The 24,526-nt window shown below is 25.4% G+C and carries 18 protein-coding genes and 1 pseudogene; 10 read left to right on the forward strand and 9 right to left on the reverse strand.

The window, feature by feature from the left end:
* The first annotated feature begins 93 nt into the window (after positions 1–93).
* From secA to lpdA, 4 genes are all read left to right on the forward strand, one after another.
* Positions 94–2,601 carry a preprotein translocase subunit SecA gene (secA, locus tag AB4W55_RS00735; RefSeq protein WP_367672684.1) on the forward strand — a complete coding sequence of 836 codons (2,508 nt, stop codon included), beginning with the start codon at positions 94–96 and terminating at the stop codon, positions 2,599–2,601.
* 321 nt (positions 2,602–2,922) lie between these two features.
* On the forward strand, positions 2,923–5,586 hold the full coding sequence (aceE, locus tag AB4W55_RS00740; RefSeq protein ID WP_367672686.1) for a pyruvate dehydrogenase (acetyl-transferring), homodimeric type: 2,664 nt from the start codon (positions 2,923–2,925) through the stop codon (positions 5,584–5,586).
* Between the two features lie 13 nt (positions 5,587–5,599).
* Complete coding sequence (locus AB4W55_RS00745; RefSeq protein ID WP_367672688.1) at positions 5,600–6,826, forward strand: 2-oxo acid dehydrogenase subunit E2; 1,227 nt, start codon at positions 5,600–5,602, stop codon at positions 6,824–6,826.
* Between the two features lie 83 nt (positions 6,827–6,909).
* Positions 6,910–8,337, forward strand: coding sequence for a dihydrolipoyl dehydrogenase (gene lpdA / locus AB4W55_RS00750; protein WP_367672690.1), 1,428 nt, complete (start codon positions 6,910–6,912; stop codon positions 8,335–8,337).
* 103 nt (positions 8,338–8,440) lie between these two features.
* Here lpdA and AB4W55_RS00755 read toward each other — a convergent pair whose 3' ends face one another.
* The 9 genes and pseudogenes from AB4W55_RS00755 to map all read right to left on the reverse strand — a co-directional run bounded on the left by AB4W55_RS00755 (position 8,441) and on the right by map (position 17,235).
* Positions 8,441–9,142, reverse strand: a complete 702-nt coding sequence (locus tag AB4W55_RS00755; protein ID WP_367672692.1) for a 5'-methylthioadenosine/adenosylhomocysteine nucleosidase — start codon at positions 9,140–9,142, stop codon at positions 8,441–8,443.
* Between the two features lie 3 nt (positions 9,143–9,145).
* A pseudogene (gene erpA / locus AB4W55_RS00760) lies at positions 9,146–9,486 on the reverse strand (iron-sulfur cluster insertion protein ErpA).
* 108 nt (positions 9,487–9,594) lie between these two features.
* A complete protein-coding gene (ftsZ, locus tag AB4W55_RS00765; RefSeq protein WP_367672694.1) occupies positions 9,595–10,731 on the reverse strand; it encodes a cell division protein FtsZ in 1,137 nt (378 codons plus the stop codon).
* A gap of 13 nt (positions 10,732–10,744) precedes the next feature.
* The gene (gene ftsA / locus AB4W55_RS00770; protein WP_367672696.1) at positions 10,745–12,025 is read right to left on the reverse strand and encodes a cell division protein FtsA; all 1,281 of its coding nucleotides are present in this window, start codon (positions 12,023–12,025) and stop codon (positions 10,745–10,747) included.
* Between the two features lie 150 nt (positions 12,026–12,175).
* Complete coding sequence (gene rsmH / locus AB4W55_RS00775; RefSeq protein ID WP_367672698.1) at positions 12,176–13,114, reverse strand: 16S rRNA (cytosine(1402)-N(4))-methyltransferase RsmH; 939 nt, start codon at positions 13,112–13,114, stop codon at positions 12,176–12,178.
* A gap of 50 nt (positions 13,115–13,164) precedes the next feature.
* Complete coding sequence (gene ilvN / locus AB4W55_RS00780; protein WP_367672699.1) at positions 13,165–13,641, reverse strand: acetolactate synthase small subunit; 477 nt, start codon at positions 13,639–13,641, stop codon at positions 13,165–13,167.
* Between the two features lie 12 nt (positions 13,642–13,653).
* Positions 13,654–15,366, reverse strand: a complete 1,713-nt coding sequence (locus AB4W55_RS00785) for an acetolactate synthase 3 large subunit (RefSeq protein ID WP_367672701.1) — start codon at positions 15,364–15,366, stop codon at positions 13,654–13,656.
* A 185-nt stretch (positions 15,367–15,551) separates the two neighbouring features.
* Positions 15,552–16,376: a 2,3,4,5-tetrahydropyridine-2,6-dicarboxylate N-succinyltransferase gene (dapD, locus tag AB4W55_RS00790; RefSeq protein WP_367672703.1), complete on the reverse strand. Its 825-nt coding sequence runs from the start codon at positions 16,374–16,376 to the stop codon at positions 15,552–15,554.
* A 67-nt stretch (positions 16,377–16,443) separates the two neighbouring features.
* Positions 16,444–17,235, reverse strand: a complete 792-nt coding sequence (gene map / locus AB4W55_RS00795) for a type I methionyl aminopeptidase (RefSeq protein WP_367672704.1) — start codon at positions 17,233–17,235, stop codon at positions 16,444–16,446.
* A gap of 324 nt (positions 17,236–17,559) precedes the next feature.
* On the opposite strand from map, the gene rpsB reads away from it, so the two are divergent.
* The 6 genes from rpsB (at position 17,560) to dnaE (ending at position 24,450) form a co-directional block, all read left to right on the forward strand.
* On the forward strand, positions 17,560–18,243 hold the full coding sequence (rpsB, locus tag AB4W55_RS00800) for a 30S ribosomal protein S2 (protein ID WP_367672788.1): 684 nt from the start codon (positions 17,560–17,562) through the stop codon (positions 18,241–18,243).
* A gap of 55 nt (positions 18,244–18,298) precedes the next feature.
* Positions 18,299–19,096 (forward strand): translation elongation factor Ts, encoded by a 798-nt coding sequence (gene tsf, locus AB4W55_RS00805; protein ID WP_367672706.1) that lies wholly within the window; start codon positions 18,299–18,301, stop codon positions 19,094–19,096.
* A gap of 37 nt (positions 19,097–19,133) precedes the next feature.
* Positions 19,134–19,871, forward strand: coding sequence for a UMP kinase (gene pyrH, locus AB4W55_RS00810; protein WP_367672708.1), 738 nt, complete (start codon positions 19,134–19,136; stop codon positions 19,869–19,871).
* A 50-nt stretch (positions 19,872–19,921) separates the two neighbouring features.
* Positions 19,922–20,479, forward strand: a complete 558-nt coding sequence (gene frr / locus AB4W55_RS00815) for a ribosome recycling factor (RefSeq protein WP_367672710.1) — start codon at positions 19,922–19,924, stop codon at positions 20,477–20,479.
* Positions 20,480–20,627: 148 nt separating this feature from the next.
* Positions 20,628–21,101, forward strand: coding sequence for a 3-hydroxyacyl-ACP dehydratase FabZ (fabZ, locus tag AB4W55_RS00820; RefSeq protein WP_367672711.1), 474 nt, complete (start codon positions 20,628–20,630; stop codon positions 21,099–21,101).
* Between the two features lie 79 nt (positions 21,102–21,180).
* Positions 21,181–24,450 carry a DNA polymerase III subunit alpha gene (gene dnaE, locus AB4W55_RS00825; RefSeq protein WP_367672713.1) on the forward strand — a complete coding sequence of 1,090 codons (3,270 nt, stop codon included), beginning with the start codon at positions 21,181–21,183 and terminating at the stop codon, positions 24,448–24,450.
* Positions 24,451–24,526: the final 76 nt, after the last annotated feature.

Genomic DNA, 24,526 nt, shown 5'->3' on the forward strand with positions numbered 1-24,526 from the left:
AATATATTTAATCTTTTTATTATTTTATTGCATTGGATTTGTTTTAATTGAATTGTATGACGTATTAAATTAGGTTATATAAGGATATGTGATATGTTTATAAAATTATTTCAGAAAATTTTTGGTACAAAAAATGATCGTTTTTTAAAATCTATTAAAATTATTGTAGATCATATTAATTTTTTAGAAAAAAAAAATAATCAATTAACAGATCATGAATTACAACAGAAAACTCAATTTTTTAGAGAGTGCTTAATTAATGGAAAAACATTAGATGACCTATTACCTGAAGCGTTTTCTGTTTTAAGGGAAGCTAGTAGAAGAGTATTAGGTATGAGACATTTTGATGTTCAATTATTAGGTGGTATTGCATTACATAAGGGTTATATTACTGAAATGTGTACTGGTGAAGGAAAAACATTAACTGCTACTTTACCAGCTTATTTAAATGCAATTGAAGGAAAAGGTGTTCATATATTTACTACGAATGAATATTTGGTTAAAAGAGATTTTAAAAAGCACGCTCCATTATTTAAGTTTCTTGATTTAAAAGTAGGGATTAATTTATCTAATATGTCTACTGCATTAAAACATAATGCGTATTTGTCAGATATTTTATATGGAACTAATAATGAATTTTGTTTTGACTATTTACGTGATAATATGATATTTAATCCTACAAATCGCGTGCAACGTGAATTAAATTATGCTCTTATAGATGAGGTTGATTCTATTTTAATCGATGAATCTCGTACTCCATTAGTAATTTCTGGACCATCGTATTCTTCGGTTGAAATTTATATTCAAATTAATAATATTATTCCGTATTTTATTAAAAGCCGACAAATTCGTTTAGATATTTTAAATCAATCAGGATATTTTATTATCGATGAAGAATATAAACAAATTTCTTTTACTGAAATAGGATTAATTTACATAGAAAAATTACTTATTAAACATGATATGATGTGCATGAATGAATCATTATATTCTTCAAATAATATTGTATTATTATATCGCCTAATTACTGCATTACGTGCTCATATATTTTTTAAAAAAAACGTAGATTATATCATTAAACATAATAAAGTTTTGATCATTGATGAACATACCGGTAGAATTATGTTAGGTCGACGATGGTCTGATGGATTGCATCAAGCTATCGAAGCAAAAGAAAATGTTAAAATTCGTGATGAAAATAAAGTATTAGCATCAATTAGTTTTCAAAATTATTTTAAGTTATATCAAAAAATTTCTGGCATGAGTGGTACAATCTCAACAGAGTCAGATGAATTTTATTTTGTGTATAATTTAGATACAGTAATTATACCTCCTCATCGTCAAATGATTCGAAAAGATATGCCAGATTTAATATATATGACAGAATCAGAAAAATTTGATGCAATTATTCAAGGCATACGTTCTTGTTTTTTAAGGAAACAACCTGTTTTGGTCGGAACAATTTCTATTGAAAAATCTGAAATTATTTCAAATAGATTGCGTTATTTAAATATTCCGCATAGTATTTTAAATGCTAAATTTCATGAAAAAGAAGCTGATATTATATCTTATGCTGGTAAATTAGGAGCCGTTACTATCGCAACTAATATGGCTGGAAGAGGCACTGATATAGTTTTAGGGGGTATATTTACTAAACGATCCCAATTTAATTCTAAATTAGATTATGAGAAATCAAAATTAATTTGGAAGAAGAATCATGATCTTGTAGTATCTCTTGGTGGTTTACACGTTATTGGTATAGAAAGGCACGAATCACGTCGTATAGATAATCAATTAAAAGGTCGTGCTGGAAGACAAGGAGATCCTGGATCTTCTCGTTTTTATTTATCTATGGAAGATACATTAATTCGTATTTTTTCTCCAAAAAATATAAAAAATGTAATAAGGAATTTGGGTTTGACTAAAGGGAAAGCTATTGAACATCCTTGGATTAATAAAGCAATTTTACATGCTCAAAAAAAAGTAGAGAATCAGAATTTTGAAATAAGAAAACAACTTTTAGAATATGATAATATTTTAGATGAACAAAGATATATAATTTATTTAAAAAGAAATAATATTGTTAATCAAGAAAAAATCCATTATATGATTCAATCAATTTTAAAAGATGTAATTTTTAATATTATTCATACATATTGTCCTAATAATTTTTCGGAGGGATTATGGGATATTACGGAAATAAATCGTATTTTTAGTACAGATTTTAATTTATTTGTGCCAATTTTTTCATGGATAAATAAAATACATTATATTTCTGATGTGATTATTTTTAAAAAAATTTTTCATATTATAAAACTTTATTATGAAAAAAGAAAAAATGAAATCGGAGAGATAAGAATGTATAAGTTAGAAAAATATACTATGTTACGTGTTTTAGATTCACTTTGGGTAGATCATTTATTAAATATGGAGCATTTAAGAAAGGTAATTCATTTTAGAGGTTATGCTCAAAAAGATCCTTATCAAGAATATAAACGGGAATCTTTTATATTATTTTCTAAAATGCTAGATATATTAAAATATAAAGTTATTTCTAATATAATTAAAAATTGTATATTTTTAAAGTTATATTATTTATAATTTTTTTATAAAATATTTTTTACTTGCATATGGTTTGTTTAAATTATATGTTTTAATCAATTAATAAAATTTTTATTTGATTATACTTTGATCAATTTATATAAATTTATATAAAAGAAATAATTAAAAATATACAATTTTTCTAAAATAATTAAATATAATATTTTTGATTATATTTATTAAAATTCATAAATTTTTTATGATGTTGATTATATTTTTTAAGATTGACTATTTATATTTGAGAATTTATGTTTATGTGATTAAAGTATTTTAATTATGTTAAAATATTAATTATATTAAGCTTTATTAAGGATTTAAAGTATGACAGATTGTTCTAATTATGATATTGATCCCGCTGAAACTAATGATTGGATAGATTCTATTGAATCTCTTATTGATCGTGATGGTATTGATCGTGCAGAATTTATTATTTATTCTATTCTTAAAAAGGTCAAGAAACACGGTTTATATTTTTCAAATAACAGAATAATTACAGATTATATTAATACTATTTCTATGGAGAATGAATTAAAATATCCTGGTGATTTAATCTTAGAAAGAAAAATTCGCTCTTTTATTAGATGGAATGCTATTATGATGGTTTTACGAGCTTCTAATAAAAATTTGGATTTAGGAGGACATTTATCTTCATTTCAATCTTCTGCTACTATATATGAAGTATGTTTTAATCATTTTTTTTGCTCCTCTCAGGATGGATCTAATGGAGATTTAATTTATTTTCAAGGTCATATTTCTCCTGGTATTTATTCTAGAGCTTTCTTAGAAGGTCGATTAAATGAAGAACATATGGATAATTTTCGACAAGAAGTTGATGGTCATGGTTTATCTTCTTATCCTCACCCTAAATTAATGCCATATTTTTGGCAATTTCCAACTGTTTCAATGGGATTGAGTCCTATTAATGCCATTTATCAGGCAAAATTTTTAAAATATCTTGAAAATCGGGGTTTAAAAAATACTTCAGGTAGAACAGTATATGCATTTTTAGGTGATGGCGAGATGGATGAACCTGAATCTAAAGGAGCTATCACTATAGCATCTCGAGAAAAATTAAATAATTTAATTTATGTTATTAATTGTAATTTACAAAGATTGGATGGTCCAGTAGTTGGAAATGGTAAAATTATTAATGAGTTAGAGGGTTTATTTCATGGAGCTGGATGGGAGGTTATAAAGGTTATTTGGGGAGATCGATGGGATATTTTATTAAAAAATGATCATAGTGGTAAATTAATTCAATTAATGAATGAAACGATTGATGGTGATTATCAAACATTTAAATCAAAAAATGGAGCATATGTTAGAAAATATTTTTTTGGAAAATACCCTGAAACTATCGAATTAGTAAAAAATATGACCGATGAAGAGATCTGGTTACTAAATAGGGGTGGTCATGATTCGAAAAAAATTTTTTCTGCTTTCATGAGAGCTAAACAGTCTATAGAGAAACCGGTGGTAATTTTAATTCATACTATTAAAGGTTATGGTATGGGAAATATTGCTGAAGGAAAAAATATTGCTCATCAAATAAAAAAAATGGATTTGAATGGATTAAAATATATACGTGATCGATTTAATTTACCTATAGAAAATCAAGATTTATCTTCATTTCCATATATTAAATTTTCTAAAGATTCAGTTGAATATCGTTATCTTCATAATCAACGTAACAAGCTTGGTGGATATATTCCAATTAGGTTATCAAAATTTACAGAACGTTTAGAATTACCAAAATTAAGTGATTTTCATTCTATTTTAATTGAACAGAAAAAAAAGATTTCTACTACTATGTCATTTGTTCGTATATTAAATATATTATTAAATTATTCTACAATTAAAGAAAAAATTGTACCAATTATTGCTGATGAAGCTCGTACATTTGGTATGGAAGGTTTATTTCGTAAAATTGGTATTTATAGTTTTAATGGACAAAAGTATATTCCCCAAGATAAAGATCAATTATTATATTATAAAGAAGATAAAAAAGGTCAAATTTTACAGGAAGGAATTAATGAGTTAGGAGCTGCTTCTTCTTGGTTAGCTGCTGCTACTTCTTATAGTAATAGTAATTATCCAATGATTCCATTTTATATTTATTATTCTATTTTTGGTTTTCAGAGGATTGGTGATTTATGTTGGGCGGCAGGTGATCAACAAGCTAGAGGTTTTTTAATTGGTGCTACTTCCGGTAGAACTACTTTAAACGGGGAAGGTTTACAGCATGAAGATGGACATAGTCATATTCAATCTTTAACAATACCCAATTGTGTTTCTTATGATCCGTCTTATGCGTATGAAATAGCTGTCATTATTCAAGATGGGTTATATAGAATGTATGGTCCGAAACAAGAAAATATATATTATTATATTACTACTACTAACGAAAATTATTTTATGCCATCTATTCCTAAAAATGTTGAGAAAGGAATAAAAAGAGGAATTTATAAATTAGAATCATTTTATGGTTCAAAAGGAAAAGTCCAATTAATGGGTTCGGGTGCTATTTTAAGAATTGTGAGAAAGGCCGCGAAGATATTGTGTAACGATTACTATATTGGATCTGATGTATATAGTGTTACTTCTTTTACAGAATTAGCTAGAGATGGACAAGATTGTGAACGTTGGAATATGCTTCATCCTAACGATCATCCTAAAATACCCTATATTGCTCAAATTATGAATAATTCTCCCGCGGTTGCTGCTACTGATTATATGAAATTATTTGCTGATCAAGTGCGTAATTATATTCCTTCAATTTCTTATAGAGTATTAGGAACAGATGGTTTTGGTCGTTCTGATAGTCGCGAAAAATTGAGATGTCATTTTGAAATAGATGTATTTTATATTGTAATTGCTGCTTTGACAGAATTAGTTAAATGTAATTTTTTAGATAAAAAAATAGTATCTGAAGCGATGTTGAAATTTAATATTAATATTGAAAAGGTTAATCCACGTTTAGCATAAGAGGTTATATTGATTGGATATTGAGATTAAAGTTCCAGATATTGGAATAGATAAGGTAGAAGTAATAGAAATTTTAGTCAAAATTAATGATTTTGTTTCAAAAGAACAAACTTTAATAGTAGTTGAAGGTGAAAAAGCTTCTATGGAAATTCCTTCTCCTTATTCTGGTCGTATCAAAGAAATTAAGGTCCGCGTTTCTGATTTTGTGAAAACTAATTCTGTGATTTTTTTAATTGATACATTGTCTGATAATGTTATTTTAAATAAATCTTCTTTAGATCATATTAATACTGAAAGTGATCATGATAATCACAAAAAAATACAAAATAATATTACTGTTCATGCTTCTCCTTTAATTCGTCGTTTAGCTCGCTCTTTAAATATTGATTTAAATAATATTATTGGTACTGGAAGAAAAAATCGAATTATTAAATATGATCTAGATAATTATTTAACTAAAAATCACTCTAATTTATTTAATACATCTTCGAATTTTATTAAAAAAGATAATTTTATTAAAAAAAATGATTTTTCTCGTTTTGGTCAAGTAGAAGAAGTTTCATTAAATAAAATTAAAAAATTTTCGGGAGAATCTATTTTTCAGAATTGGGCGAATATTCCTCATGTTACTCAATTCGATCAAGTTGATATTACAGAATTAGAATTATTTCGAAAAAAATATAATTCTGAAAAATCAGGTGATTTTAAAAATAAATTGACTATTTTACCATTTATTATAAAGGTAATATGTAAAGGATTAAAAAAATTTCCGTATTTTAATAGTTCTATTTCCTGGGATAATAAAATTATTTTTCTTAAAAAGTATTTTAATATTGGTATAGCAGTGGATACTTTAGATGGGTTATTGGTTCCTGTTATTAAGGATGTGAATAATAAGAGTGTATTAGAAATTTTTAAAGAAATATTGGAAAAATCCCAAAAGGCCAGAGATGGTAAATTAAGCATATTAGATATGCAAGGTGGTTGTTTTACAATATCTAATTTAGGTGGAATCGGCGGATCCTTTTTTTCACCGATTATAAATGGATCTGAAGCTGCTATTTTGGGTGTTTCTAGAGCTTCTTATCAACCATTTTGGAATGGAGAAAAGTTTATACCCAAATTAATGTTACCATTATCATTATCTTATGATCATCGTATTATTGATGGTGCAGATGGTGCACGATTTATTTCTTTTATTAATCAAAATTTATTTGATATTCGTTTATTATTAATGTAAATGATATATGATTTTTTATATTATTTGTGTTTAATATAATAATTTTATGTATTTTATTTAATATTTTTATAAAGGATAATAATATGACTCGAGATATTCATACTCAAGTCTTGGTTCTTGGATCCGGTCCTGCAGGATATTCAGCAGCTTTTAGGAGTGCAGATTTAGGACTAAAAACTGTATTAGTAGAAAAATATAATCAATTAGGTGGTGTTTGTTTAAATGTTGGATGTATTCCTTCTAAATTTTTATTACATATATCTAAAGTTATTCGAGAAGTGGATGAAATTGCTGTACATGGAATATCTTTTAAAAAACCTCAAATTGATATTGATATTATTCGATCTAGTAAAGATTCTATTATTTCTAGATTATCTCAGGGTATAAATTATATGGCTAAAAAAAGAGAAGTAAATACTTTATATGGTGTTGCTTCTTTTATAAATAATAATACAGTTTTAGTATTGAATAATGATCAAAATACTTATATACATTTTGAAAATGTTGTAATTGCAACTGGATCTAAGCCAATTGGATTAAAAAGTTTACCTACTTCAGAACAATATATTTGGAATTCAAATCAAGCATTACAATTAAATCAAATTCCTAATCGTTTTTTAATTGTAGGGTCTGGTATTATTGGTTTAGAAATGGCAACCTTTTATAGTTCTATAGGATCAGAAGTAGATGTTATTGATCGATGTAATCAAATTTTTTCATTCCTTGATAAAGATATTTCAGATTTTTTTGTTAATTCTTTGAAAGGAAAGTTTAATATTCTGTTAGAAACCGATATAATAGATACACAAATTAAAGATAATGGTGTTTTGGTGAAATTAAAAAATTCTTCCGGAATACAAGAAATATTTTATAATGCAATATTAATTGCCATTGGTCGTACACCAAATTTTAATGAATTAGATCTTGATAAGGTCGGTGTAAAATTAACTAAACAAGGTTTTATAAAGGTAGATAATCAGTTACGAACAAATATTAATAATATATACGCAATTGGTGACGTTGTAGGACAACCTATGTTAGCCCATAAAGGTATACATCAAGGTCATATTGTTTCAGAAGTAATATCGGGTTGTAAACATTATTTCGATCCTATTGTTATACCATCTGTTGCTTATACTGATCCTGAAATTGCTTGGGTTGGGATGAGCGAAAAGGAAGCTATTAATCAGAATATAAATTATGAAATTTCAATATTTCCATGGAAATCATCTGGTAGAGCGATTGTTTCTAATTGTACTAATGGTATGACTAAATTAATTATTAATAAAGATGATAATAAAATTATTGGGGGTATAGTTATTGGTAGGCAGGCAGGTGAATTATTAGGTGAAATTTCTTTAGCTATTGAAATGGGCTGTGATGTCGAAGATATTGCTTTAACAATACATGCTCATCCTACATTATATGAATCTATAGGATTAGCGTCTCAAATATTTCAAGGAACTATTACAGATTTAATTAATTTAAAATCTTTTAAAAAGAACACATAAATATTTAGTTTTATCAAAGAATTATTTGGAATTTTAATCTCAAATAATTCTTTATAAAAATATTTATTTTACTTTTTTTGTTACCAAAAAAAGTAAATTGTATTTAAAATTTGATTTTATTTATGATATTCTTAAGAATTTTATAGGACATTTTTGCAATCACATGAATATTTTTTTTAAATTCAATATATGAAGATTTATTAGAATGATCTGATATTATCTTAATAATTATATAAGGTATTTGGAATTGAAAACATGCTTGACTTATAGCGGAAGATTCCATATCTACTGCAATAGCATTTGGAAAATTCGTTAAAATATATTGTTTTTTTTTTGTATTATTTATAAATTGTTCTCCGCTTACAATTAATCCTTCTATATATTTCATTTTAGATAAAGATAATATTTTTTTAGTATGATTTTTTAAAGATTTATCTATTTTAAATATTTTTGGAAAATTTGGAATTACTCCAATTTCGTATCCAAAATTTTTTAAATTAATATCATGATGACATATTTTATTTGCTAATATTATATCGAAAACTTTTATGTTATCTGTTAATTTTCCTGCAGATCCAATATTTATAATCAAATTTACATGATATATTTTAATTAATATTGTGCATGCTATACTGTTTGAAACTTTTCCGATTCCTGATTTGGTTAAAATAATTTTAGTTTTATTAAAATATCCTGAATATAATTTGATTCCGTAAATTTCGTATTTTATTATTTTAAGTTTTTTTAATTTTTCGAATAAAATAGTTATTTCTTCATTAATAGCAATTACAATTCCTATTTTCATATATTATATACTAAATGAAGCACCACACCCACAAGTAGTTTTTGCATTTGGATTAAAAACAATAAATTTTGATCCTTCTAAAGTTTCTTGATAGTCTATTTTACCACCTATCACGTATTGTAAGCTAATCGGATCAATCAAAATAGTACATTGATTTTTTATAATTATATCATTTTTATTTATTTTATCATCTATTTTAAATTTATATTGAAATCCATTACATCCTCCACCAGTAATATAAATACGAAATTTTGAATTTATATTTTTTTTTTTTTTATTAGTTGATTAATTTTTTTTATCGCTTTTTGAGTAAATTGAATATTTATTATATATTGATTTATCATATATTTTATATTTCCTTTCAGAATTTTATTTTTATATTATTGTTTATATGTATCATGTATACACAGATTTTAAATGATAGTTTAAAAAAACAATAGATTTTAATATTTTTATTTTTTTCTTAAAAAAGAAGGAATATCTAGATAATATGGTGATTTTTTAATTTTATTTTTTGTATCTGTAATTCTTGTATTTATGTAATTTGTATTGTTTTTTTTTATGTATTTATTAAAATTTTGATAATGATAATCTGATGTTTTTTTATGTTGAATAGGTGTGTTATTTGTATTTTTTTCTATTCCTATTCCAGTTGCTACAACGGTAACTCGTAATGTGTCGTTCATATCTGGATCAAGCGATGTTCCTATTACTACTGTTGCATTGTCTGAGGAAAATGATCTTACTGTATTTCCTACAGTTTCAAATTCATCTAGTTTTAAATCTATTCCTGCAGTAATATTCACTAATACTCCTCTTGCTCCAGATAAATTAATATCTTCTAATAGTGGACTAGAAATTGCAATCTCTGCTGCTTCTTCTGCTCGGTTTTCTCCTGAGGATAATCCTGTTCCCATCATTGCATAACCCATTTCAGACATTACAGTCCTGACATCAGCAAAATCAACATTCATTAGTCCTGGTCTAGTAATTAATTCTGCAATACCTTGTACTGCTCCTCGTAATACATTATTTGCTGCGCTAAAAGCGTCTAACAAAGAAATTCCTTTGTTTAATACTTTAAGTAATTTATCATTCGGGATGATGATTAATGAATCGACATATTTTGACAGTTCTATAATACCCTGATCAGCAAATACCATTCTTTTTTTTCCTTCAAAAATAAATGGTTTAGTAATTACTGCTACAGTTAAAATACCTATTTCTTTTGCAATGGAAGCCACTATGGGGGCAGCTCCAGTTCCTGTCCCTCCTCCCATACCAGCTGCTATAAATACCATATCCGCTCCTTCAATTGCGGAATGTATAGTTTCTCGATCTTCTTCTGCCGCGTGTTTTCCAATTTCTGGATTTGATCCTGCTCCTAATCCTTTAGTAATATTACTTCCAATTTGAATGGTATTTTTAACTTCTATTTTTCTTAGTGCTTGAGCGTCAGTATTAATTGCAAAGAATTCTACTCCTTCTATTTTTTCTTTAATCATGTGTTCTACAGCATTTCCCCCTCCACCTCCAACACCAAGTACTTTAATTACTGCTTCATTGCTTAATTCTATTGATTCGAACATATCTTATCCCTATTTAATTTTTGTATAAATATGTTAATTTGGAATATTTTTTTATCCATTTTTTAAAAAATTGAAAATATTTTGTAAATATATTGTATTTATTTATATTTTTTTCATAATTATTTTGCTCATTACTTCCATAACGCAGTAATCCAACAGTAGTCGAATAACTTGGGTTAATACTGAAATCAGTATGTGTTGTAATTTTGATAGGATTTCCAATACGTACTTGCATATTGAATATTTTTTCTGCAAATGATTCTAAATATTTCATTTGTGAACTCCCGCCGGTAATAACAATTCCAGATCCAAGTAGATATGGTTTTTTTAAATAGTATAATTTTTCTTGAATTTTAATAATATTTTTATTTACTATATTTAATAATTCTTCGTATCTAGATTCAATTACTTCTATTAATGTTTCTTTTTGTATTTTTCTAATATAATATTCATGAATATTAGAGATTTCAATTATTTTTTTTGATATCGATAGGGGGGATAACATGGTAGAACCGTATTTAAGTTTTATTTTTTCTGCATTTTGAAATGAAATATTAAAAACATGAGCTATATCGTTAGTTATTGTATTTCCTGCGTATGGTATTACTTGACTGTGTTGAATACTATTATTTATATAAATTATGATGTCTATACTACCCCCTCCGATATCTATTAAGCAGACACCAGATTTTTTTTCTTCTTCTGTTAGTACTGCTTCACTTGAAGCTAATCCAGAAAATATAATTTGTTTAATTTTTATATTGCATATTTTTAAAGCTTTTATAAAATTTTGTTTTAAATCTTCACGGCATGTAATTAAATGCAATTTTGCTTTCATTCTAATACCGGATAATCCAATTGGATTTTTAATACCATTTTCTTGATCAATAGAATATTCTTGAGGAATAGTATGGAGTATATGATAAGAATGATTAAGCTTAATTGATTGAGCTGTATATATTGCATATTTTACATCATGTTGTGTAATTTCATTTTTTGAAATTGGGACGATACCTATTTCATTCGTATAATTGATGTATTTATTTGATAATGCTAAATATACAGATGAAATGTTATATTTTGCCATTTTTTCTGCTTCTTGTATGGCTTTTTTTATACAAAAAATTATAGCTTGTAAATCATTTATACTTCCTTTATCTATTCCTTTAGAAGGACAATTTCCTATTCCAATAATATTAATCATTCCATCTGGTAACATCTCTCCTACTAAAACAGAAACTTTTGTAGTTCCTATTTCTAATCCGACCAATATTTTTTTATTTTTTTTGATCATTTTTAATGTGTTTAACCTATCTCTATAATAATATTATAGACATTATTTGAAAGATTAAGATTAAATGATATTTTTTTTAATATTTTATGATTAGTTGTATTTTATATGTTTAAAATTTATTCATGTTATTTACATTGTTATATAAAATATTTATATCGTACATTCTGCGGTACGTAAAATAGCACTTCTTGATCTTGGATTATGAGAAATTTCTGTTTTACTAGGAAAAATACGATTAATAATTTTTATTTTTTTCTTTTTTAAAATATGTATTTTGTTTTCTTCAATGGGTATTTCTATTGGTAAAATAGGATTAGTACTGTTTTTTTTCATAAATTGTTTTACTATTCTATCTTCTAATGAATGAAAGCTAATAATTACTATTCTGCCTTGGAAATTTAGAATATTTAATATTTTTTTTAATACGCACTGAATTTCATAAATTTCTTGATTAATAAAAATACGAATTGCTTGAAAACTACGTGTTGCTGGATGTTTATTTTTTTTTGTATATGGTATAATTTTTTTAATAATTTCTGATAATTTTTTAGTATCTAAAATAGGTGTTTTTTTTTTTGTTTTTTCAATGGCATAAGCAATTTTTTTTGAAAATTTTTCTTCTCCGAATGTTTTTAAAACATATGAGATTTCATGCTGATTGCTTTGATTGATCCATTGTGCTGCTGATATTCCCTGTGATGGATTCATTCTCATATCTAATGGCCCATTAAGATTAAATGAGAATCCTCTACTTGCATTCATTATTTGTGTCGAGGAACATCCTAAATCTAATATTACTCCATCAATTTTTTTTACAGAACTATTTTTTATAAAATAATGATCAATATTTGAAAAGATATCATGAATTACATGAAATCTAGGATCTTGTATTTTTTGTGCTATTTGAATAGCATATGGATCTCTATCTATTGCATATAATTTTCCATATTTACCGATTTTTTGTAAAATTTTTAATGAATGTCCTCCACATCCAAAGGTGCAATCAACATATGTTCCATTTTTTTTGATATTTAAAGATTCTATGGATTCATCTAATAATACTGTTTTATGTTTTTTGTTATTTATCATTTTGAGTATTTTATTTTAATTGTTTGATTTATTTAAAATAAATATTTTTTTTATTCTCTCGTAATTCCAATTACTCCAGATCGTGATATTTCATTAATTTCAGATATTTCTTTTATAATTTTTAGAAATGAGTTAATTTTTTCATTTGTTCCTGATATTTCGATTGTATATATATTTGGAGTAACATCAATAATTTTTCCTTTGAAGATTTCAATAATTCTTTTTACTTCTTCTCTTCCATATCCTATGCTTTTAATTTTAATGAGTGCAATTTCTCTTTCTATGCGATTCGAAGTTTCAATTTCAATTACTTTTAATACATCTACTAATTTATGTAATTGTTTTTCGATTTGTTCAATAGTTTTTTTGTCTCCTATTGTTTGTATGGTTACACTAGATAGTGTTGAGTCTTCTGTAGGTCCTACAGTAATGCTTTCTATGTTATAACCTCGTTGAGAAAATAACCCTACTACACGAGATAATGCGCCGGGTTCATTTTCTAATAATATTAGTATTATCCTTTTCATATTAATTTTCCTTTATTGCCGTATTCGCATTTCATTCATTCCACCTCCTCGTATTTGCATTGGATACACATGTTCTTCGTGATCAACTACTATATCTATAAATACTAAATGTCCGCGAATCATTTTTTTTATAGCACTTTTCATTTTTTTTTCTAATTCTTCGTTTTGAGTAATTGATATTCCAATATGTCCATACGATTCAGATAGTTTAACAAAATTTGGTAATGATTCCATGTAAGAGTGGGAGTGCCTTCCTTCATAAATAATATCTTGCCATTGTTTTACCATTCCTAGAGATTTGTTATTGATATTTATTATTAATATTGGAAGTTTATATTGCATTGCTGTAGATAGTTCCTGAATATTCATTTGAATACTTCCATCTCCTGTAATACAAATTACAGTTTCTTCTGGTAATGCTATTTTAACTCCTAATGCAGCTGGAAATCCAAAACCCATAGTTCCTAACCCTCCGGAATTAATCCAGCGTCTTGGTTTATTAAATTTATAATATAGCGCTGTAAACATCTGGTGTTGTCCAACATCGGAGGTAATATATGCTTCTCCTTTTGTAAGTTTACATAGGGTTTCAATAACATATTGTGGTTTAATATTTTTACTATTTTTATCATATTTTAAACTATTTTTATTTTTCCATGTATTTATTAATTTCCACCATTCTTTTAAACGATTTGTTTCATAGCAGATTTTTTTTTCTTTGATTAATTTTAATATATCTTTTAGAATATGTTTTGCGTCACCAACAATTGGAATATGTGCTATAACTGTTTTTGATATTGAAGTAGGATCAATATCTATGTGTAAAATTTTAGCATATGGGCAATATTTTTTTAAATTATTTGTTGTTCGGTCATCAAATCGAACCCCAATGGCGAATATAACATCAGAATTATGCATTGCCATATTTGCTTCGTATGTACCATGCATACCTAACATTTGAAGATTTTGGGGGTGTTTACCAGGAAAAGATCCTAATGCCATTAAGGATGTTGTAACTGGAATATTAAAATATTCTGCTAATTGAATTAGTTCATTGGAACTATTTGAACTTATTACTCCTCCTCCGGCATAAATAATTGGTTTTTTAGATGTTAATAATGTTTCTAATATTTTTTTGATTTGTCCTTTATGGCCTTTTGTAACGGGATTATATGATCGTATATGAATGGAATCAGGCCAAACATATGGTTTTTTATTTAAATTGCTTAAAATATTTTTTGGTAAATCAATCACTATTGGTCCTGGTCTACCAGTAGATGCTAACCAAAATGATTTTTTAAAAATTATTGGAATATCTTCAGTTTTTTTGACCAAAAAACTATGTTTTACTATTGGTCGTGATATACCTAACATATCACATTCTTGAAATGCATCATATCCGATTAGAGAAGCATCTACTTGTCCCGATATAATTACCATAGGTATAGAATCCATATATGCTGTTGCAATTCCTGTAATTGCATTAGTAGCTCCTGGTCCTGAAGTGACCAATACTACTCCTGTTTTTCCGGTACATCTTGAATAACCATCTGCCATATGGGTTGCGCTTTGTTCATGTCGTACTAATATATGTTTGATTTGTTTGTATTTTTTTAAAGCATCGTAAATATCTAATACTGCTCCACCTGGATAACCAAAAATATATTCTATACCTTGATCGATTAGTGATCGAATTACTGTTTCTGCACCTGATAATGTTTCCATTTTTACTCCTGATTTTTTTTTAATTAATATATTCAAAACATAAAGAATAAATGTATTATATATTAGAAATTTATATTTATTTAATTTTTGTGTTTTTTTAATTTTAAAAATGTATTTTTTTAAAATTGTTTTCAGATCCGTTATATTGTGTTTCGGATCTGAAGATTAAATATTTTAAAATACTTTTAAATATTTTCTCGTAATATTTGATTAATTCCAACTTTTTTTAAAGTTTTTTGATCTACTTGTTTGACAATTATTGCACAATATAAATTATATTTGTTATCTTTTGATGGTAACGTTCCCGGAACGACTACGGATCCAGCTGGTACTTTACCATAGGTAATTTCTTCTGTTTTTCTATTATAAATTTTTGTACTTTGTCCAATATATACTCCCATAGAAATGACTGATCCTTTTTCTACTATTACTCCTTCTACAATTTCAGATCGTGCTCCAATAAAACAATTATCTTCAATAATAGTTGGGTTGTTTTGTATTGGTTCTAATACTCCCCCAATTCCAACTCCACCAGAAAGGTGGACATTTTTTCCGATTCGAGCACATGATCCAACTGTAGACCATGTATCTATCATTGTGCCTTCGTCAATATATGCTCCAATATTTACATAACAAGGCATTAAAATAGTATTTTTTCCAATGAACGAACCTTTTCTAATGATTGCATTTGGAACAATACGAATATTTTGTTTTTTTAATTCTGCTTCTGAATAATGTTCGTATTTTAAATTAATTTTATCATAGTAGGTATTTTTCATTCCTTTCGTGATTTGATTTTTTTGGATTTGAAAATACAATAAGATTGCTTTTTTTATCCATTGATGAGTAATCCATTCGTTAGATATTTTTTCTGATACTTGTAATATTCCATTATCTATCATATTAATTGTTTGTTGAATAGCATGGTAGTCTGATATACTAATGTTTTTATAATTAATTTGATCTTTTATTTGAAATATTTGATTAATAATATTTTTTAATTTTTTCATATTACGTTCTCTTTTTTAATTCCAATATATTTTTAAATCATTTTAAATATATTATGTAATTTATGATTTAAATATTTATATATGTTGAATGAATATTTTCTGTTTCTCTTAATGTTAAAATTTCACAACCTGATTCAGTGACAAGTATTGTATGTTCATATTGAGCAGATAAACTCCCATCTTTAGTTTTTACTGTCCAACCATCTTTTTCGCAAAATACTTCTTGATTTCCGGCATTAATAATTGGTTCTATTGTGAATGTCATACCTTTTTGAAGCTTAATTGTATTAAATTTATTTTTATGATGTAAAATATGTGGATCTTCATGAAAATTATTTCCAATACCATGTCCGCAATATTCTTTTACAATAGAAAAAGGTGTTTTGCAAATATATTTTTGTATAGTATTTCCAATAACATTTAATTGCATGCCTGGTTTAATTATTTTAAATGTTGAATATAGACTATCTTTTGCTGCTTTACATAAGTTTTTTGCTTTTTGGTGACATTTCCCTACAAAAAACATTTTAGAACTGTCTGCGTAATATTGATTTTTTATGATAGTTACATCAATATTGACTATGTCTCCTTCTTTTAGTTTTTGATGTTTATTTGGAATACCGTGACATACTACTTCATTAACGGATATACAAACGGATTTTGGAAATCCATGATATCCTAAACAAGCAGGAGTTGCTTTTTGATAATATACAATATAATCGTGACAGATATCGTTTAATTCTACTGTGCTGATATCAGGAACAATATATGATTTTATCATATCTAATACTTTTCCTACTAATTTTCCAGCAATTCTCATTTTTTCAATTTCTTGATTATTTTTAATAGAAATTTTCATATTAAATATATTATTTTTATTTTAAATATTATGTAAATTATAATAAATTTTAAAATTTTTATGCGTCTAAACTGTTAATTATATTTTAATTTACAAAATATTATAAAATTTATTTATAGTATGAAATATTTTATATATTTTTTTTTAAAAATTAGTTATATAATATTATTATTTAAAATTTTATTTAAAAATAAATAATATATTATGTTAAATTAATATTTTTTATGAAAAATTGAAAATTTTTAAATAAAAAGTATTATTCTGTATCAACTATTTAATTTATTTATGGGGTGAAATATTTTGAAAATAACTTCTATGAAAGATATGATAAAGGCCGGTGTACATTTTGGTCATCAAACTCGTTACTGGAATCCAAAAATGAAACCTTTTATTTTTGGTATTCGTAACAAAGTACATATTATTAATTTAGAAAAAACCGTTCAGATGTTTCGTATTGCTTTATTAGAATTAAAACGCATTCATTTAAGACAAGGAAAAATACTTTTTATTGGTACAAAGAGACCAGCAAGTCGTTTTATCAAACAAGCTGCTATTCATTGTAATCAGTTTTATATTAATAAACGTTGGTTAGGTGGTCTTTTAACTAATTGGAGAACCGTTCGTCAGTCCATTCAGCGTTTAAAGGATTTAGAACTTCAGACAAAAGATGGAACTTTTTTAAAATTAACCAAAAAAGAAGGTTTAATACGATCTCGAGAGTTATTGAAACTAGAGAATAGTCTAGGTGGTATTAAAAATATGGGAGGATTACCTGATTTAATTTTTGTAATTGATGCGTATCATGAAAAAATTTCTATTCGTGAAGCAAATAATTTAGGAATTCCTGTATGTGCAATTGTAGATACAAATTCCAACCCGGACGGTATTGATTACATCATTCCAGGAAATGATGATGCAATACGTTCTATTAAATTATATTTAGATGATATTATTTCTTATATTATGAATGATTATGCTAATATTTCTACGGATAATTTGATTTCTTGAGGCAAATAATTTATTTCATTTAAATACATAATATTTTAATTATTTTAGGGAAATTATGATTAATATTACTTCTTATCTTGTTAAAAAATTACGATTAAGAACTGGAATTGGTATCATGGATTGTAAGCAAGCATTAATTAATTCTAAAGGTGATTTTGAACAAGCAATTATATATTTAAGAAAACATGGTAAAATTACTGCATTAAAGAAAAATGCAAATATTGCTGCTCGAGGAGTTGTCTCTACTTATTTAAAGGATAATTTTGGTTATATGATAGAATTGAATTGTGAAACTGATTTTGTATCTCGACATATTGAATTTATCAATTTTGCAAAAAATATTTTAATTCAATCTCATTTACAACAATTGAAAGATTTAGAATGGTTGAGAACTGTTTTTGAAGAAGATAGAATTTCTTTAATTTCAAAATTTAATGAAAATATTATTATTCGTAGATTTTGTTTTTTGGAAGGAAATACTATTTTATCGTATGACCATATTGGTCGGGTTGGGGTTTTATTAAATGCTCAATCTTGTGATAAAGAAGTTTTAAAGTATATTGCTATGCATATTGCTGCAAGTAGACCAGAATATATAGATGTTTCAGATATTCCTAAGGAAATTGTTCATCAAGAACGTGAAATTCAATTAGAAATTGCTTTAAAAACTGGGAAAAATAAAGAAATAGCACAAAAAATTGTTCATGGTAGAATTAATAAATTTATTAATAGAATTTCATTATTAGAACAAGATTTTATTATTGATCCTACAAAAAAGGTAAAAACAGTTTTAAATGAAAATAATATAAAAATTTTAAAATTTTTTCGTTTTGAGGTTGGTGAAAATATTTAATTGATCTTTTATTCTACAAATTATTGATTATACGTATATGGTATTTAATGTGTGTAATATTATTAAATTAACTTATAAACGAGTACTGTTAAAAATTAGCGGAGAAGTGTTAAATGGAATTAATACATCTAAATTTAATATTTCTTTTATTAAAGATATAGCGGATGATATTAAAAAATTGCTCCATTTTGGAATAGAATTCAGTATTGTGATTGGTGGTGGTAATTTATTTCGAGGAAGCAGTTTATCGAGTTTTGGATTGAATCGTATTGTATCTGATCGTGTTGGTATGTTATCAACAGTAATCAATGGATTACTTTTAAATGATATATTTAGTCAATTTAAAATTCGTACTTATTTAATGTCTTCTATTTCTGTAAAAAAAATATGCGCAGATTATTGTATAGAAAAATCGCTTGACCTTTTATCTAAAAAATACGTTTTAATTTTTTGTGGAGGATTAGGTCATCCTTTTTTTACTACTGATTCTGCTGCATGTTTGCGTGCTATTGAGACTAATTCAGATATTTTTTTAAAAGGTACCAAAGTAAATGGCATTTATTCTGAAGATCCTTCTATTACACAGTCGGCAATTTTATACAATCAATTAAATTACCAAGAAGTATTACAAAAAGAATTAAAAGTTATGGATCTAACAGCTTTTATTCTTGCAAGAGATCATAATTTACCAATCGGTGTTTTTAATATGTATCATACTGGAGCTTTAAAGCGAATTTTAACAGGTTGTAAAGAAGGTACAATTATTACTGGTTAAGATTTTTTCTAATGTGTTTAAAATATATTAATAATATGAGGTATTTGAATATGATTGATAGTTTTAAGAATGATATTGATATTCGAATGATGAGGTGCTTAGAAATATTTAAATCTAAAATTCATAAAATTAGAACAGGTAGAATTTCTCCTTCTATTTTAGATGGATTACATATTGAATATTATGAAAAAAAAACTTTATTAAATCAATTAGCTAATATTATTATGGAAACATCGAATACATTAAAGATAAGTGTTTTTGATCATTCTGTAGTAAATTTAATTGAAAAAGCTATTTTAAATTCTCATTTAGAAGTAAACCCTATTGTGGTTGGAAATAATATTAAAATTATTTTTCCTCCTTTAACTGAAGAACGTCGTAAAAAATTATTTAAGATTGTTCGATCTGAAGCTGAGGCAGTTCGTATTTGTATACGAAATGTTCGTCGTGATGCTAATGATTTTTTAAAGAAAAATATTAAAAAGAAAATAATTAGTAAAGATATTGAATATTTTTTACAAAATGAGGTTCAAATATTAACAGATTCTTATATTCGTAAAATTGATCATTTATTATTACAAAAAGAATCCGAAATTATGAAATTTTAAGACGAGTGATATATTTTAATACTATTTAAATTATTCGTGATTAAAAATAAATTGTATAGATGTTCTATTTTTTAAATTTTAAAGATATTTATTTTATATTATATAATTATATCAAATAAATTTAAATATTTTTCTTGTTATTTTAAATATGAATAATTTTAATTTTAATATTCAAGATATTTTAAAATTTATACCTCATAGGTATCCATTTATTTTAATTGATCGTGTATTAGATTATAAGAATGATGGTTTTCTTCTTACTCTTAAAAATATTACTGCTAATGATCCTTTTTTGCAGGGTCATTTCACTGAATGTTTTGTATTTCCTGGTGTATTAATTTTAGAATCTATTGCTCAATCTGCAGTAATTCTACTTTTAATGAAATATCCGAAATATAAAAAAAAGAGCGGTTTTTACTGTATTACTGGAATTGATTCTGCACGATTTAAACGATTTGTTATTCCAGGAGATCAGTTATTGATTCAAATAACTTTTATTAAAGAACGTAGAAATATGTTTTTTTTAAATGGTATTGTTTTTTCTAATCATAATGTAATTTGTTCTGCCAAAATTATTTGTGCATATATTTCTAATTTTTCGGCTGTTTTAAATAAATTGTAAAAAATATTTTTTAATATTTATAATTATTTGATGTAATTTAGATATAAATTATTTTTTTTATTTTGGAGCATATAATATTTTGGATCCTAAGTTTGTTCATTTATCTGTTCGTAGTGATTATTCGATTACTAGTGGATTATCAAAGCCTAATGAATTAATTCAAAGAGCATTTGATTTAAACATGCCTGCATTAGGTATGTTGGATTATGGTAATTTTTATGGTGTAATTAAATTTTATAAATCTGCAATATCAATGGGTATTAAACCTATTTTAGGTGTGCGTTTTAAATTGCGGTCTAATTTTTTAAATCAAGCAATTAGTAAAATAAATATTTTAGCATATAATAATCAAGGTTATTATAATTTAATTGCTTTGATTTCTAAGTCACACAAACAAAAATATTTGTTTTTATCAGATGAAATTATTATTCATCAAGATTGGTTAGTGAAGTATAAAGATGGATTAATTATTTTATCAGGAGGTTATAATGGTGATTTTGGAAAATATTTAATTCAGAATAATGATTTTGTAATTAAGAGTTTTATAAAATTTTATAAAAAATATTTTCCTTCTTTTTATTATTTTGAAATTTTAAGAACAAATAATGAATTTGAAGAAGATTATATTAAACATGTTATTTTGTTATCTAAAATATATCATATACCTATTGTAGCAACTAATAATGTTTGTTTTCTTAATAAGTCTGATTCTGAGACTCATAAAATTAGAGTAGCTATTTATAAGGGTGAAACCTTACAATCTAAAAGTTTTGGTTATCAATACAGTAAAGAACAATTTTTAAAAACTGAAAAAGAAATGTGCGATTTATTTTTTGATCTTCCTGAAGCTCTTGAAAATAGTGTAGAAATTGCAAAGCGTTGTAATGTATTTATAAAAACTGGTAAATATTTTTTACCTACTTTTCCAACTAAATTAATGAGTACAAAAAATTTTTTAATTTCAAAAAGTTTATCGGGAATGAATAATCGATTAAAATTATTATATTCAGATAAAATATTTAGAAATTCAATTTTTAAAAAATATCAAGATCGATTATTTATGGAATTAGAAATTATTAATAAAATGGGTTTTCCTGGATATTTTTTAATTGTTATGGAATTTGTAAAATGGGCAAAAAATAATAATATATCAGTTGGTCCTGGTCGAGGTTCTGGTGCGGGCTCATTAGTTGCTTATTGTTTACAAATTACTGAAGTAGATCCATTATCACATGATTTATTATTTGAACGATTTTTAAATCCTAAACGTGTTTCTATGCCAGATTTTGATATTGATTTTTGTATGGAAAAAAGAGATTTAGTGATTGAACATATTGCTCAATTTTATGGGAAAAATACTGTATCTCAAATTATTACATTTGGTACGATGTCTGCTAAAGCTGTTGTTCGAGATGTAGGTCGAGTGTTTGGTTATCCTTATGGTTTTGTAAATAAAATTTCTCAGTTAATACCATTAGATCCCGGAATTACATTAAAAAAAGCATTATCTAATCAATCCGATTTATTGAGATTTTATATCCAAAATATCGAGGTAAAAAAGATTATTGATACTTCTCAGAAATTAGAAGGAGTTATAAAAAATATTGGAAAACACGCTGGTGGTATTGTAATTGCTCCAAAAAAATTAATTTGTTTTACTCCTATACAGTATGATGATCATGGGGTATTTGTTACTCAATTAGATAAAGATGATATTGATTACATAGGATTATTAAAATTTGATTTCTTAGGATTAAGGACGTTAACAATTATTCAATCTGCTGTAAAGATGATTAATCAGATTCAAAAAAAAAATAATTCAGAATTTATTTATTTAAATCACATTCCACTAGATGATAGAAAAAGTTTTAATTTATTAAAATCCGCAGAAACAACAGCTGTCTTTCAGTTAGAATCATATGGAATGAGAGATTTAATTACTAGATTACAACCAGATTGTTTTGAAGATATTGTTTCTTTAATTGCTCTTTTTAGACCCGGACCATTACAGTCTGGAATGGTTGATAATTTTATTAATAGAAAAAAGAAAAAAGAACCTATTGCTTATCCTGATATTAAATGGCAACATGAATTATTACAGCCAATTTTGAAATCAACATATGGGATTATATTATATCAAGAACAGGTAATGAAAATTGCTCAAGTATTATCAGGTTATACATTATCAGAAGCAGATATTTTACAAAGAGCTATGTCAAAGAAGAAATATAATGAAATGTTTAAACAAAGAGAATATTTTCAAAAATCTGCACAGGAAAGGGGTATTTCAAAAAAACTTGCAATAAAAATTTTTGATTTACTTGAAAAATTCGCTGGATATGGTTTTAATAAATCACATTCTGTAGCATATGCTTTAATTTCGTACCAAACTTTATGGATTAAGTCGAATTATCCTTCTGAATTTATGTCTGCCGTAATGAGTGCTGATCTTGATAATACTAATAAAATTCAAAGATCTATAAGGGAATGTTTTAGAATGAATCTAAAAATTCTTCCTCCAGATATTAATATTAGTCAATATTATTTTACAACAAATCAACAAGGAGAGATTATTTATGGTTTGGGTGCAATTAAAGGTGTTGGAAGATCTATAGTGGATTCTATTATTTGTTCGAGAAATAAGGTGAAACGATTTAATAGTTTATTTGATTTTTGTATTAATGTGAATTTAAAAAAAATTGGTAAAAAAACTTTAGAAAAATTGGTTTTTTCTGGTGCGTTGGACTCTTTCAATATAGAACGATCTCTATTATTTAAATTGATTAATAAATCGATTCTCTTATCTCATCAATATTTTCAATCTCAAAAAAAAAATCAGTTAGAATTTTTAAAACCACTTGTATCTGATAATAACACATTTTATAATAAAAATTATTTTAATAATTTTCGTTTATCTTCATCTGTTTGGTCTCAGAAAATGAAATTAGACTTTGAAAAAGATGTATTAGGATTTTATTTAACTGGTAATCCTATGGATGAATATCGACGTGAGTTATCCTTTTATACTAATAATTATTTTATAAAGAATCTTTACAAGATGAAAAATAATTCTATGGTTACAGTGTCTGGGGTTATTTCTTCTATAAGATTTCAAACAACTAAAAATCGAAAAAAAATTATTTTTTTAGAATTACTGGATGGTGTTGATCAAATAGAAATAATTATTTTTGGTTCTTTAATTAGTAAATATAAATTTATGCTGATTAAAGATACTATTTTAATTTTAACTGGTCGTATATTTTTAAATCAGTTTACTAAAAAACTTAAATTAATTGCACATGTTTTAATGAATATTCCAATAGCTCGTAATAAATATCTTAAAAAATAATATTTGATATAATTTATTATTTTAATTTATATAAAAATTTATATTATATTTAAAAAATTATCATTTATGATTTTTA

The organism is Buchnera aphidicola (Symydobius americanus), assembly GCF_964059135.1.
Taxonomy (GTDB): Bacteria; Pseudomonadota; Gammaproteobacteria; order Enterobacterales; family Enterobacteriaceae; genus Buchnera_L; species Buchnera_L aphidicola_AJ.